The following is an 11,972-nucleotide window of genomic DNA, read 5'->3' on the forward strand; positions in this document are numbered from 1 at the left end:
AGTGCAATTTGTTATTTGCTGTAGAATTCAAATAACACCGGTATTATGACAACAAAAAAAGATGCAATCAAGCTGCTTCAGAAAGAGACGAAGCGTGGTTTGAGATTTAACGAATTATTGCCACTTCTTGGCGGTATGAAAGCCCCACAGCAGCACCGATATTACAACCGTGCAGGCTTTTCGGCTACAAACTTAAAAAGTTTAGAATACGATATTAAGCAGGTTTACGGGATTAGTAATGCAGATTTGAGATCCCCCTCCGCCCCCCAAGGGGGAACTGACCAGGACTCTAAAGAATCGCAGCAAGCTGCTGACCAACAAGTTGCTCAAAGTGGTACAGAAGATTCCAAAAACGAAACAAAAGAAGCTGAAAACGTGAAAAAAACAGGCGATAGCGTAACGCTGGAGAATGTTTTTGAGTTGGCTCCGGATGAAGTAAAAAAGGATATCAAACTCCGTGAGCGCTATCCGTTCTTGAATGAGGAGGAGACTCCGGAAGAGTTCTACACCCTTGTAGGGATAAATGGCCGGGCATACTTCCAGATGCTTGCAGCTCGGGAAGAATTATTTAAAAAAATAATTCCTTCAGGAGATGATACTCCACCAGTTGAGGAACCAATGTCTAAAGAAGAAATTTTTAACCTGGCAATTAAGGCGGTTGAAAATTTTGAATTGAACCTAGAGGGGACCGAAGAGCTGGACTACTACCAGGAGCACAAAGAAGTTTTGGGAAAGCATCCCATTTTTGAGGAGCGTATGCTTGATAAAAAAGTAAACGACTACAAAGCTACGTATCTGGCAACACGCCGTGGGAATCTGAAGAATTACATAGGCCGTGAGAGTAAAAAACTTGAAGGTATGGAAGCTGAAGCTCGAGCAGCTGCAGTAATCAAAATCAGAACCTGGGAAAAAGAGCTCGCTCTTGTAGAGGAGCGTATGGAGCTGCCTGCAGAAGACCGTTACCAATCGGCAATTAATGGGTAGTCTTTTTGATTTAAATAAGCGCAAGGAGGAAGTAGCCCAGGTGAAAGCCTCCTTGCCTTATCGATCTAAGTACCTGGCAACGCATTTTAAAAAGCTCGAGAGTCTCGAGCAGGATCTGTGCCGGCTGCCCACAAAAGATGAGTTCATCTTCTTGCAAAGTGCAGCCTCATTTAATGCGTTTACGTTCATCCCTTTCATTGCGAAGCCCTTTCACATTGAGCATTTGTATGCGACCACGTATAGCATTAGCCGGCGTGTTATTGAGGCTTTAATGGAAATGCACGACAGCGGAATGATCGCCCGGGTGACGCTTTTAATCAGCGATAGTATGATCAAGCGGAACCCCCAGACCATTGACAACTTGTTAGCCATGCAAAGTACCAGGGGAAATGTAGAAGTGTTGTTTGGCTGGATCCACGCCAAAGTCGCTTTGGCCAGAACTGCAGCACATCATTTTGTAGTAGAAGGCTCCGGGAACTGGAGCGAAAACGCGAAGTATGAGCAATACACTTTCGCAGAAAGCCGCGGACTCTTTGAATTTAGAAAAGAGCTTTTCGCGCAAACCGAAATTAGGTATAAGACGGTAGCCGGAAAACTGGTGCCGGTGAATCAGTAAGAAGTTAAAAGTTATGAGTAAAAATAAAATTGATATCGGTGATAATCTCTTTTGGTTACTGTTTTGGGTGATTCTGTTCGGTGCGTTACTGCTATCTGATCTTATTGATAAGTTATGAATCTATACGAAGAAGATTACGAGAAAATAACCCATTGTGCAGCTAACAATTTTACCCTAAGTGAAATTGCGGTTATTCTGTTGCAGGATCCAGAGGAATTTCAAGCGGAATATGACCGGGAGCATAGCGAGATCCGGAAACGTTTTTTAGTCGGTCGCCTGGAGAGTGAAAACACCATTACGCAAAGCTTACGCGATAACGCAGAAGGTGGAAACATTACTGCAGTACAGATTTTTGATAACAAACGAAAAGAGAAAGATTTTCAAGCGGCCAAGGACCGCATTTTATTTCTGAAATAAGAAAGCTATGCGCATTGAGGATATAGAACTGGAGCACATCATTGAGTTTCGCGATCACGGGGATTTTAGCAAAGCCCCTCCGGAGATTGTGGAGTTTGTAGAAATGATGGAAAAAGTACGGGGTATGCACGTACGCTTTGATCAGTACGGTTCCCGGGATGCCATCATAAAACACCTTACCAAATTTGACGGTCTCAGCCATTATATGGCAGCGAAGTATCACGATACTGCGATGGAATATTTTCACGCAGACAAGCAACTCTCCAGAGATGCATGGCGTGGTATTATAGCAGAGTCTATGTACAAAAATATAAGTGTAATGCGTACGATGGCAATGACGGTCCAGGATATGGAGCGTAGTAATAAGAGTTTGCTTTCTCTGGCCAAAGTACTGCGATTGGATGAACCGGATCCTGTTCCTTTTCCTGAGGAATTACTCAGCAAACCGTTTAAAATGTATTCTTTGAGTCCTGAATTTTTGGGACTACCCACAATTAACAGGTATGACCTGGCCAAGTTTATAGATGAACTGCCGGCACTTACCGAAAAAGAACGTTTGATGGCCAAGCGGGAAGCTTTGATTGATAACCCCAAATTATTTATAGATGTCGGTGAAGACCCACGTTCCACTTAATGACAATGTAGAAGGCCGTTACGGTAGTTGGGTAAAACAGTCTATTGATTTAATATCCCCTAAAAACCTTTTTTTTATAGGTGGCCGTGGTACTGCAAAATCTACTGATATACAGGCAGAGCGTACACAGGATGTATCGTACGATATGCCTCGTGCGCAATTTGCAATGGTGAGTGATACCTACTTTAACGCGCTTGATAAGATCGTTCCTGGTATCATAGAAGGTTGGCGGGAGCGAAAAGGATGGATCGAAGATGTACACTACGTGACTGACAAGCGCCCACCAGAGCATTTTAAAAAGCCCTACAAGCCGGTTGTACAATACAAGCATACGATTAGTCTGTTTAACGGCTGTATCTTCAAATTAGGTAGTTTGGACCGTATCGCCAACCTTGCCGGTGATAGTTTTCAGCACGTATTTGGGGATGAAGTAAAGTTTTTCAATCCGGATAAGCTTAAGAAACTAATGCCGGCAAGGCGTGGGTTTCCCGAGGTATCAGGATCTACCTATTATCGCGGTACCACGTTTACAACAGATATGCCTAACGTGGTAGAAGGCGAGTTTGACTGGATCTTAGAGCGTGCAGATCTGATGGATAAAGATCAGATCATACTCGCCCTACGTTGTGGTTGTGTGGTGAGTGATATCCGCAAAGAATACTATGAAGCCTTTAATAAAGGCGATTATAAAAAAGCCAATCTACATAAAAAGAATCTTGAGCGATGGGTAGAGCGATGGGCGAGAGCTCGTAAGGATCTTTCTTTTTTCTATATGGTGAGCAGCTTTGCGAACGCAGACATTCTTCAGGTAGGTTATTTTAAAGACGTTCTCGAGAGTGACGGTATCGAAGCCTTTAAAAGCAGTATTCTATCTCTGAAACCGGATGTTAAAAAAGGGGAGAAATTCTATGGAAACTTTGGAGAGCATCATTTGTATGATGATGGTCTTAATGATTATTACGATAAGTTTGGTATTCTTGATGAAAAGAAAGAATCCTGTTTATCGCTAAAATACCTCGATCGGAAAAAGGCATTAGATGCCGGGCTTGACTTTGGAGATATGTGTAGCCTGGTAATTGGCCAGCCTAGAGGGAACTATTATTACCTACTGAAGAATATGTTTACCCTGGCTCCGGAGAGTAGTAAGGAGCTGGCTAAAAAGTTCATCGACTTTTTTGAGGACCATCAGTATAAAGTTTTGGATCTTTATTACGACCGTAGTGGGAACCAGTACCAGAAACAAGGACGTGATTGGGCTGGGGAAATTAAGGACCATATAGAGAAATACGACGGCGTGAGTACCGGCTGGCGTGTGAATCTAATGTCACGAAATCAGGCAAATATTACCCACGATCAGGAGTTTCGTTTTATGAAAGGCTTTATGGGGGAGCACTGGACGCGTATGCCAAAGCTCAAGATCGATAAGTTTCAATGTATGCAGCTCATCAGCAGCATACGCCTGGCGAAGATCAAAATGAAGCGCACGGCCACCGGTGCCAATATCCTGCAGAAAGATAAAACTTCAGAAAAGTTGCCGCTTTCAAAACTCCCGATGTACTCTACCAATATGAGCGACGCCTTTAAATACTTGATGTATCGCAAAAGCTATGTCAAGATCGCCAACAGGAGCTCGACGCAGACATTTAATGATCCTGTGATTGTTGGTTGAAATAAATAATTTGATTTCCTCTAAGTATATCTATACTTAAATCATTAAGAATAGATTTTTCGAGAACATCCTTACTTTTTGATTTATATAAAACATTAAAATTTAAATAGGCCACAAGGAGTTTTATTTCATTATCTGAAAATTGGTTCCAAAAGATTCTTTCATACATTAACCGCTCATTATGAAGAATTTCTGCTTGTTGAATTAATTCAACCACAGAGCTAATATTTTTTATCCAAGGTGAAAGTGAAATAGATGATTTTTTGAATTTTTCGAAAGTGTTTCGATGGATTCGATGGAATTCAGAAATAGACCTTTTTTCTTCATTAGTAGACATAGGTGAATTGTAGCCTTGATTTAGGCTATTAAACTTATTCAGCATATCAGCCGTAATATCTGAAATATAGGATCTAGCATTTAATTTGGATTCCAAGATTGTAATACGTTCTAGGGTTTTGTGAGAATTGTCAATCAGATTAAAAAGTGTATTTTCAAATGACTGCTTTTTTAATGTAGCATTCTGTTGTTCAAATTCAGCTCGAGTTGCTTTAAGCTCATTTCGCTGTAATTTCAACTCTTCACTTTGTATTAGTATTGCAGCAATTACTCCTACAAAGGCTAAACCTGAGAAGAGAGTGTTTGAGAAGCCATACATATCTCCATAAACACCTCTAGATTCCAGTGGTATATCATTTAAATACCACCAATTAAAGGTTAGAATTAGAACAATAACTATTATTGATACACCTATCAGAATCCAAAATTTTCTACTCATAATTGTTTTGGTTTTCAGTAAATATACTTTTAATATGTTGAATGTATTTTAATCATTACCTACTTTTATATAATTGAAATTCCGTGAATTATGAAAAAAACGAACCTAACTGTGTCTGAACTTTTTGGGCGACTTAAAGAACTTGCACTGGAGTCTGGATCCGTTTACATGGATCAGATCCCGGAAGTACTGCAGGACGATTTTAAGCTGTTTATTAGTAATCGTGCCTTAACTCAAGGCCCTAATGGGAGGGAACAGATTCCCTCACAGGATATGCGTGAATATTACCTTAAAGTTCATCAAGGAGACGGAGTTTCTTATCCCGTCCAATTTAAAGGTGGTAGGATGACGCGGGAACAGGCTAAGAACCAATATAGGTCTGAAGTTGATCGAATAATCGGAAAGCGACCGGAGTATACTAATTTTTCTGAAGGATATCAAGTTTACTCCGATGCCACTACAATGTTCTTCGACAATTTTTTTCAGTTGAATTTTCAGGGATGGAAAAACACCCCTCAGGAAGAAATTCACGAATACAATAATGAGCGTATTGCTCAGGAAAAGCGATTTTACGAATTTTATAAAGATTTGATTGATGGGCTGGAAGAGTAAGGTTAAAGATTTTGTCATCCCAATGCGATCCAATGCTGAAGTATTGGGTAAACCCAGAAAATTTCCGGAACCTGATCCTTATCCTATTAAACTAACAAAAATCGATCTTAATAAAGTACAAGAGTCCTGGCTAGAATATTGTAAAAAACAAGAACCCATAAGTGTTACGCATATGATCATTGAAGGTCAGCAGCGTAAACTGGAATTTCAGGTATTGGAACAAGTTTCAGGAGATAAGGAGATCTCGTATAAAGAAGTGCAGCGGTTACATCACGTAGATTTCCCAATGAAGTATCTGCTAGTTTATAAAGGTCAGACGCTGGGAATGATCTCTTTTGATATGGGCGAAGGCTTTGAGTTTAAAGCGGTTTTTAATCCGGATGTAAAATATTTTGAAAATGAGTAAAAAGCCAGAAGTAAAAATTTACCCAGATTATAAGTTTGGAGTTAAGTTCCCTGATGCCTGGACTGAGGAACCTATTAATCTGCCTACGGCAAATCCAAATTGGTATGCTCCACCTCGAGTATTTGTGGACAAGAATAATCCTTCATACAAAGCTCTAATTGAAAATCTGAACAAATTTCTTCAGAATAGCAAAGGTTGGCCAGATGATGTTTTTGAATCCATTTTAGATGGTGCAAAAAAGCAGGCGTTGTATCACGTTTTAAAATTAATGCTAGATCGTGATCCTGAGCGGGAAGACTTTGAAAAAGTAGAAGAGCTCAAGCATAATCAGCGTATCTCTATGATGTGTTATGAGGGTAGGCCATTTGCATTCTGTGAGTGGCAGGAAGTCAAAGAAAGCGAAGTGCCTCACGTGTGGATAACCCCTACTAAATATTTTAAGGATGAGTGAGAATAACATTGACATTCATTCTGTAAGAAAGCCTGTTTTATTAAAACCTTGTATGGCTTGCGCTGGTGCAGAGGCAGCAAAAGAGGTAAGAAAACTTTCATTAGCATTAAGTAAATTAAAGCCATGATTAAAAAATATCTAACAATGGCCAATGGTTCTAAGATCGCTATGCCTGAGCAATCAGATCCTGAAAAAGAATTAAGGGGAAATTCACCGGTACCGGATCAGGATCTGGGGAATGGTTTTTCTATTCACGATGGAGTATTGTATGGCATCGATTCTTCAGGCGGTTCGGTAGAAAGCACTTTTGATTTATTTAGAAAACTAAAAGATCAAGAGTACCGAAAAAAATTAATTTTTGGTTCCTGGGAAAATTCAGAGGAACCAAAAGATAAAACCCGTCACTAAGACGGGTTTTCAATTTTAAGGATAAGCGGTGTTTTGTGCTTATGCCAGTCGTAGTTGATAGATAGGCTAAAGCGGGGTTTACTCATTGCAATAACATCCATACAATGTACTTCGCCTCGTATGTGGTGAAAGCACATATTAATAGCCGTCATTTTTGCGCACACGGGGTCAATGTCCTGGGCAATGTAATAATTTCCGGGCGCGTGTTGGTTCGCTGCTAGAATAGCCCGCCCGCTACCGCTGCAAGGTTCGTTTATTTCTTTGCCCCACTGATCCTTCTCCAGTGTCAATTGAGCCATCAGGTCACAGAGTGCCGGCGGTGTGAAAAACTGTCCAAATCCGCTCTTTTTTGAGTTGCTTGCTAGCTCCTCATAAAAAGTACCAAGCGGATCGTACCAGCTGCCTGTTGTTATGCAATTATCATAAATGATCATCAAATGGCCTAACATCTTTACGAAGCTGTCTAATTCTTTCTTTTCGTAGCGGTTTATTACTTCAAAATACCATTCTTCCTGCGTTTTTCGCGCCATACAGCACACAATAATACTTAATAGGTCATCGAATACTCTTGAGGGTTCGTAGCGTCTTACAAGTCCTGTAAACGCATTATTAAACTCACGCATTTGCGTGGGTAGGTGTCTATTTTTCATCATTTTATTTTTGTTTTGGAAATAAGTCAATAGCCATTGACTTATGGAGGGGAGACTGCACATCGCCCGAAGGGCGATTTTTTTATAAAAATCGCTCCATTGGGTATTCTTTTACGATAGGTTTTAAATTTGTCCGTTATCGGCGAAGCTGTGAAAACCTTCTGCCGTAACGATTAAATGGTCAAGCACTTTGATGTCAAGATATTCAGCCGCTTTTTTAATTTTGGCGGTTATGTCTTTGTCTGCTTGGCTTGGTTTTAGTGTTCCGCTCGGGTGGTTGTGCGCCAAAATCATGGCGGTTGCGTTCGCTACCAGTGCGCGCGATAATATTAACCGCACATCAACTAAAGTGCCTGTCATACCGCCATTAGATGCAGTATAAATGCCTAATACATCATTAGAATTATTAAGAAGCAATACTTTGAAACTCTCGAAAAGGTGCATTTCTTCATTAAAGGCAACTTTTAAAACCTCAAAGGCTGCGTGAGATCCTGTCACCTTGTGCCGTTCTGCTTTTAGGGCGTTTGGTATATATGAAACCTTAATTTTTGCAATGTTGTAAAGTGATTCTAAGGTCATATTAAAAAGGGTATTGGTTAAAATCGCTGTCCTGCTCTGCTTGCTCTAGAAATTTCTCGGCTATGCTGTACGCCTTATTAAATGCGTTCTTGCATTGGTTTTTGTAGAACTCGTAATCTGCCCAATTGAAAAGAAAAGAAAATCCCTTTTCGTGAAGTATATTTTTTACAATGCTTGAAGTCTGAAATTTATTAACTTCGCCTTGTAGATTTTGTGTGGTAGTACTCATGATATTTACATTTTTAAAACCCTCGCACCCGTCCAAAGCTGCGAGGGTTTTTGTTTAACTTCATTTTAAATCGTGTAGTTTAGGATTTCCTTTTCGCTGTGCGCTAGAAAAGTGCTTAACTCGGCTTTAAGTAACTCGACAACTTTTTCAACGACTTGCGTATTAGATACCTCAATTTGAAATCCGCTAGCATTAGAGAGCGTTAACTTTTCTTTGGTTCCGTCCTGGCTAATCTCGAAGCGGTGTAACTCTTCCGCCTTGTTTTGTAAAAAATTGTACTTCTTTGATAGAATTTTAAAATTTTCCATGCGCTTAATTCTGCCCTCTGCGGTCGGGTTTATCAGTTGGTTAATTGTTTCCGTGCTTTTGGTTTCCTGTGGTTTTGGATTCTCCACTTTTTTAAGGTTGTTTTTACTGTTAACCTTTGCTGTCTGTGCCTTGTCGGCTGTTTTTGTAGTACTCATAAAATATAATTTTTGTTATTAATTATACTTAAATATACGAATAAAACACGAGAAAATCACGTGTTTTTATGATGTATTTTAAGGTGCTTTGTCTTTTTTCTTCGTTTTTTAATGTTTGCTAAAATTTTGACCGTGTTCAGTTCGCATTTTAAAAAGCTCTAAGCCTAAAAGACTGTTTTTGAGCCTTTAAACCCAAAATATTTTTTTAGAAAATATTTGATACTCTTTTCGACACGCCCCGCTAGTTTCCTGTATTGCACGTGCAGGGGTGCATTTTTGCAGATATATGACGGCAGGGCAGGCGCGCGCCCTCTCTCAGCCCTTGTTTTTGCTAGCCTCAACCAGTTGTCACAGCCGCAGGCGTTCGATATTACTACTATTGTATCAAAGCTTAACAGATGTCACTACTCAAAGCCTACAAGGCACTAGACAGGATGCGAGAGTCAACCAAGGCTAACATTCCATTCTCCTTTGAATACATCTCGTGCAACGAGACAGACGCAACCAGTGATGGATTAAAGAAGGTGCAGCGTGCCCTGTTGCGTACAGGTTACAGCCGCTCTAAGGGAATCAAGAGTCAATCTCTTATAGCTTTCACAGATGCAGACACCGGCAAGCCCGGCTTCTTCTATCTCCCATTATTAATGAAATACAACGAAATGCTACTATGCGGGAATCAATAGAGTTTCATCAACGTAATGCGATCGTATGTGCAGATGATGTCAGCTTCACATTTGAAGTGACGGATAACCCCCGGGACTTTGACGAGCAACGAGAGCGCAAAAATGATTTAGACTGGGCACAATCAGTTAATCACATTGGTGGGTGGAACATTCACCCCTATGGGAATAACAATGACCTGCCCTCAGTCATACAAAAGGCGGTGTATGAGAATAACGCTGCACCTGGACTGTTAGCTAAGAAGACACAGCTCGATTGGGGGCGTGGTCCTATGCTCTACACAGAAGAGATTGAGGACAATGTACCGGTTAAGAAATGGCTATACGATAAGGATATACAGAGCTGGCTTAACGATTGGGATTATAAGGATTACCTGCTGCGCAACCTTACTGATTTCAATCATATAGAAGGTAGCTTTAGTAAGTATAAGCTTGCACGTGGTGCACGTCTGGGTCGTAAGTTCATAGCAGAGCTCGAGCATCTTATGCCTCACGAGTGCCGTACAGCTTCTGCACAATCAACAATCACAAAACACAGGCCTAAGCCTACCCACGCCGTAATTACAGATTTTGGACTTAATAGCATCAGTGCCCTGGACTATGAAGTCTACCCCTTATTTAACTTCAAGAATCCATTTGCTGCTAAGACTTCAGTTTTTTACTCGAGTCTCTATACATTTTGTTCTGAATACTACGCGATACCAAAGCTATACGGTTCTCTAGAGTGGTTAAGAAGATCCACAGCAATACCCCTTATACTGAAAGCACTCAGCAAAAACAGTATGAATATCAAGTATCACATTCAGTCTCCAGCTGAATATTGGGATCGTAAGAAAGAATCACTAGAGCGCAAGTGCCAGGATGAAGGAAAGATCTACAAAGAGAAAATGCTCGAAGACTATAAGCGAGACTTTCTCCGGAGAATATCTTCGACTTTGGCCAGTGATGAAAACACCGGTAAATTCTTTCATACTGAAAAAGTGCTGAATTCAGAAGGAACCACATTAATTGAACAAGGTTGGGAAATTAATGTACTTGATCAAAAAGTCAAGGACTTCATTGAATCACAGCTCAGCATCAGCAAGCACGCTAACTACGCGCTGTCTGCTAATATCTCAATTCACAGTGCCCTGGCAAACGTAAGCGAAGCCGGTAAAAGCGATAGCGGTTCTGAGCAGCTGTACGCACTTCAGAACTATTTGTTAACCGGTGTTGATATTCCCGAAATGACCGTAATGAAGCCTATAAACTATGCACTTCGGGCAAATTTCCCTAAGAAGGATATAAAAATGGGCTTCTATCACGAAGCCGGAAAGCGTGAGGAAGATAAAACCCAAAAGGATCGACATAAAAACCTAGCTTAATATGAAACTACTATTCACTTCAGAAACTTTTAGTCAGGAATTTCGCGAGATCCTGGGCTTTGTCGATGCAGATATAAATTTCACTTCGGTTAAGAGTGATCTTACCAGTGCGACGCGTGAAATCATCACGCTAATTGGCCAAGCGACTTACGATCGCTGGATAACTCTTTTTGAAAAAGAAAACCGCACAGCTGAAGAAAATGAGCAGCTGCATTTGATGCGTTATCCGGTTGCAATGAATACCTATAGGCTTCTTGCACCGTCTAAGGATCTGCAGCATACGAATCAAGGGCGTATGATGCGAACCGATGATAATGAGGCTCGACCTTTTCAATGGATGATAGACGCGAATAACGAAGCGAACGAGCGCAAGTATTACCGTGCAGTTGATCAACTGCTCGAATATCTTTTTGATGATTCAGCATTCAAAGAAACTCTGGAATATAAGGAGGTCAAAAAATACTTTGTAAGTACAACTGCAGACTTTGAAGAGTATTTTTCAATTCACTCGAGATTAATTCTTGTGAAGTTAGGTCCCGGCTTTCGCCAGGCTCAAAAAAGACATCTCAAACCAGTATTGGGAGTAAATCTCTATAATGAGATAGAAAAAGCACATTTAGAAGGTCCTGCTGCAGGTGAAGAGCTCCCGGTTCTGTTACCAATTTCATTTGGAGAAACTCCGACTGCAGAGCAAAAGAAAATTTATTTTCAAATCTATGATCTGGTAAAAGAATTCTGCGTGTATTGGTCGCTGCATTGGGCGATGCCTAGGCTCGCGGTAAATCTCTTGCCAGAAGGTATTTTGCAGCGCTACACCAGTGAACGAGAGACTACCCGAGCTTCAAAGGTTCCTGAAGGTCTTCAATCACAACACGCCAGCAGCTTATTCAAGCAGGACGCAATGGCGGCCCTTTCAGAAATCGAAAGTCTGGTAACTGCATTATATCCTCCGGTACCAGATCCGTATCAGGATGAAGAAGAAGATGGCTTTCGTCTCTTCAATGACGACGACAATTTTGTAACTACCTAATCAC

The 11,972-nt window shown here is 40.8% G+C and carries 18 protein-coding genes; 13 read left to right on the forward strand and 5 right to left on the reverse strand.

Annotated features, from left to right (window positions below):
* Positions 1-45: 45 nt before the first annotated feature.
* The 5 genes from BUB91_RS06990 (at position 46) to BUB91_RS07010 (ending at position 4,320) form a co-directional block, all read left to right on the forward strand.
* Entirely contained in the window at positions 46-984 is a 939-nt protein-coding gene (locus BUB91_RS06990; RefSeq protein ID WP_073098517.1) for a hypothetical protein, read from the forward strand.
* 151 nt (positions 985-1,135) lie between these two features.
* A complete protein-coding gene (locus BUB91_RS06995) occupies positions 1,136-1,600 on the forward strand; it encodes a phospholipase D-like domain-containing protein (protein WP_241652580.1) in 465 nt (154 codons plus the stop codon).
* A gap of 114 nt (positions 1,601-1,714) precedes the next feature.
* A complete protein-coding gene (locus BUB91_RS07000; RefSeq protein WP_073098519.1) occupies positions 1,715-2,017 on the forward strand; it encodes a hypothetical protein in 303 nt (100 codons plus the stop codon).
* 7 nt (positions 2,018-2,024) lie between these two features.
* Positions 2,025-2,651 carry a protein kinase family protein gene (locus BUB91_RS07005; RefSeq protein WP_073098520.1) on the forward strand — a complete coding sequence of 209 codons (627 nt, stop codon included), beginning with the start codon at positions 2,025-2,027 and terminating at the stop codon, positions 2,649-2,651.
* The gene (locus BUB91_RS07010; protein WP_073098521.1) at positions 2,623-4,320 is read left to right on the forward strand and encodes a hypothetical protein; all 1,698 of its coding nucleotides are present in this window, start codon (positions 2,623-2,625) and stop codon (positions 4,318-4,320) included. Before BUB91_RS07005 ends, BUB91_RS07010 begins: the two co-directional genes overlap by 29 nt.
* Here the strand turns inward: BUB91_RS07010 and BUB91_RS07015 are convergent.
* Positions 4,295-5,095 (reverse strand): hypothetical protein, encoded by an 801-nt coding sequence (locus BUB91_RS07015; RefSeq protein WP_073098522.1) that lies wholly within the window; start codon positions 5,093-5,095, stop codon positions 4,295-4,297. The genes BUB91_RS07010 and BUB91_RS07015 overlap by 26 nt on opposite strands.
* A 90-nt stretch (positions 5,096-5,185) precedes the next feature.
* On the opposite strand from BUB91_RS07015, the gene BUB91_RS07020 reads away from it, so the two are divergent.
* The 5 genes from BUB91_RS07020 to BUB91_RS07035 are packed head-to-tail and all read left to right on the forward strand — an operon-like array spanning position 5,186 to position 6,972.
* Positions 5,186-5,707 carry a hypothetical protein gene (locus BUB91_RS07020; protein WP_073098523.1) on the forward strand — a complete coding sequence of 174 codons (522 nt, stop codon included), beginning with the start codon at positions 5,186-5,188 and terminating at the stop codon, positions 5,705-5,707.
* A complete protein-coding gene (locus BUB91_RS07025; RefSeq protein ID WP_073098524.1) occupies positions 5,691-6,113 on the forward strand; it encodes a hypothetical protein in 423 nt (140 codons plus the stop codon). The genes BUB91_RS07020 and BUB91_RS07025 overlap by 17 nt, the downstream gene beginning before the upstream one ends.
* Positions 6,106-6,564, forward strand: a complete 459-nt coding sequence (locus tag BUB91_RS07030) for a hypothetical protein (protein ID WP_073098525.1) — start codon at positions 6,106-6,108, stop codon at positions 6,562-6,564. Before BUB91_RS07025 ends, BUB91_RS07030 begins: the two co-directional genes overlap by 8 nt.
* A complete protein-coding gene (locus BUB91_RS21470; RefSeq protein WP_262490537.1) occupies positions 6,557-6,691 on the forward strand; it encodes a hypothetical protein in 135 nt (44 codons plus the stop codon). Before BUB91_RS07030 ends, BUB91_RS21470 begins: the two co-directional genes overlap by 8 nt.
* A complete protein-coding gene (locus tag BUB91_RS07035; protein ID WP_128759320.1) occupies positions 6,688-6,972 on the forward strand; it encodes a hypothetical protein in 285 nt (94 codons plus the stop codon). Before BUB91_RS21470 ends, BUB91_RS07035 begins: the two co-directional genes overlap by 4 nt.
* Here the strand turns inward: BUB91_RS07035 and BUB91_RS07040 are convergent.
* From BUB91_RS07040 to BUB91_RS07055, 4 genes are all read right to left on the reverse strand, one after another.
* Positions 6,969-7,622, reverse strand: coding sequence for an N-6 DNA methylase (locus tag BUB91_RS07040; protein ID WP_164917836.1), 654 nt, complete (start codon positions 7,620-7,622; stop codon positions 6,969-6,971). The two genes, BUB91_RS07035 and BUB91_RS07040, sit on opposite strands and share 4 nt — an antisense overlap.
* Positions 7,623-7,745: 123 nt before the next feature.
* Complete coding sequence (locus tag BUB91_RS07045) at positions 7,746-8,201, reverse strand: JAB domain-containing protein (RefSeq protein ID WP_073098528.1); 456 nt, start codon at positions 8,199-8,201, stop codon at positions 7,746-7,748.
* A gap of 1 nt (position 8,202) precedes the next feature.
* Positions 8,203-8,430 (reverse strand): hypothetical protein, encoded by a 228-nt coding sequence (locus tag BUB91_RS07050; RefSeq protein WP_073098529.1) that lies wholly within the window; start codon positions 8,428-8,430, stop codon positions 8,203-8,205.
* Between the two features lie 65 nt (positions 8,431-8,495).
* Entirely contained in the window at positions 8,496-8,894 is a 399-nt protein-coding gene (locus tag BUB91_RS07055; protein ID WP_073098530.1) for a hypothetical protein, read from the reverse strand.
* 398 nt (positions 8,895-9,292) lie between these two features.
* Between BUB91_RS07055 and BUB91_RS21130 the strand changes: the two genes are divergently transcribed.
* From BUB91_RS21130 to BUB91_RS07070, 3 genes are read left to right on the forward strand one after another with little or no spacing between them, the layout of a single operon-like run.
* On the forward strand, positions 9,293-9,577 hold the full coding sequence (locus tag BUB91_RS21130; RefSeq protein WP_083557867.1) for a hypothetical protein: 285 nt from the start codon (positions 9,293-9,295) through the stop codon (positions 9,575-9,577).
* Complete coding sequence (locus BUB91_RS07065) at positions 9,562-10,938, forward strand: hypothetical protein (protein WP_073098531.1); 1,377 nt, start codon at positions 9,562-9,564, stop codon at positions 10,936-10,938. The genes BUB91_RS21130 and BUB91_RS07065 overlap by 16 nt, the downstream gene beginning before the upstream one ends.
* 1 nt (position 10,939) lies before the next feature.
* On the forward strand, positions 10,940-11,968 hold the full coding sequence (locus tag BUB91_RS07070; protein ID WP_073098532.1) for a DUF6712 family protein: 1,029 nt from the start codon (positions 10,940-10,942) through the stop codon (positions 11,966-11,968).
* Positions 11,969-11,972: the final 4 nt, after the last annotated feature.

Source organism: Leeuwenhoekiella marinoflava DSM 3653, from assembly GCF_900129005.1.
Classification (GTDB): domain Bacteria; phylum Bacteroidota; class Bacteroidia; order Flavobacteriales; family Flavobacteriaceae; genus Leeuwenhoekiella; species Leeuwenhoekiella marinoflava.

What these genes read in the sequence shown, in the direction of transcription:
- BUB91_RS07045 (WP_073098528.1), bottom strand. Translation starts at nt 8,201, where the DNA reads ATGACCTTAGAATCACTTTACAACATTGCAAAAATTAAGGTTTCATAT.
- BUB91_RS07025 (WP_073098524.1), top strand. Translation starts at nt 5,691, where the DNA reads ATGGGCTGGAAGAGTAAGGTTAAAGATTTTGTCATCCCAATGCGATCC.
- BUB91_RS07040 (WP_164917836.1), bottom strand. Translation starts at nt 7,622, where the DNA reads ATGAAAAATAGACACCTACCCACGCAAATGCGTGAGTTTAATAATGCG.
- BUB91_RS07000 (WP_073098519.1), top strand. Translation starts at nt 1,715, where the DNA reads ATGAATCTATACGAAGAAGATTACGAGAAAATAACCCATTGTGCAGCT.
- BUB91_RS07050 (WP_073098529.1), bottom strand. Translation starts at nt 8,430, where the DNA reads ATGAGTACTACCACACAAAATCTACAAGGCGAAGTTAATAAATTTCAG.
- BUB91_RS07035 (WP_128759320.1), top strand. Translation starts at nt 6,688, where the DNA reads ATGATTAAAAAATATCTAACAATGGCCAATGGTTCTAAGATCGCTATG.
- BUB91_RS06990 (WP_073098517.1), top strand. Translation starts at nt 46, where the DNA reads ATGACAACAAAAAAAGATGCAATCAAGCTGCTTCAGAAAGAGACGAAG.
- BUB91_RS07015 (WP_073098522.1), bottom strand. Translation starts at nt 5,095, where the DNA reads ATGAGTAGAAAATTTTGGATTCTGATAGGTGTATCAATAATAGTTATT.
- BUB91_RS21130 (WP_083557867.1), top strand. Translation starts at nt 9,293, where the DNA reads ATGTCACTACTCAAAGCCTACAAGGCACTAGACAGGATGCGAGAGTCA.
- BUB91_RS07005 (WP_073098520.1), top strand. Translation starts at nt 2,025, where the DNA reads ATGCGCATTGAGGATATAGAACTGGAGCACATCATTGAGTTTCGCGAT.
- BUB91_RS07065 (WP_073098531.1), top strand. Translation starts at nt 9,562, where the DNA reads ATGCGGGAATCAATAGAGTTTCATCAACGTAATGCGATCGTATGTGCA.
- BUB91_RS07020 (WP_073098523.1), top strand. Translation starts at nt 5,186, where the DNA reads ATGAAAAAAACGAACCTAACTGTGTCTGAACTTTTTGGGCGACTTAAA.
- BUB91_RS07030 (WP_073098525.1), top strand. Translation starts at nt 6,106, where the DNA reads ATGAGTAAAAAGCCAGAAGTAAAAATTTACCCAGATTATAAGTTTGGA.
- BUB91_RS07055 (WP_073098530.1), bottom strand. Translation starts at nt 8,894, where the DNA reads ATGAGTACTACAAAAACAGCCGACAAGGCACAGACAGCAAAGGTTAAC.
- BUB91_RS21470 (WP_262490537.1), top strand. Translation starts at nt 6,557, where the DNA reads ATGAGTGAGAATAACATTGACATTCATTCTGTAAGAAAGCCTGTTTTA.
- BUB91_RS07010 (WP_073098521.1), top strand. Translation starts at nt 2,623, where the DNA reads ATGTCGGTGAAGACCCACGTTCCACTTAATGACAATGTAGAAGGCCGT.
- BUB91_RS07070 (WP_073098532.1), top strand. Translation starts at nt 10,940, where the DNA reads ATGAAACTACTATTCACTTCAGAAACTTTTAGTCAGGAATTTCGCGAG.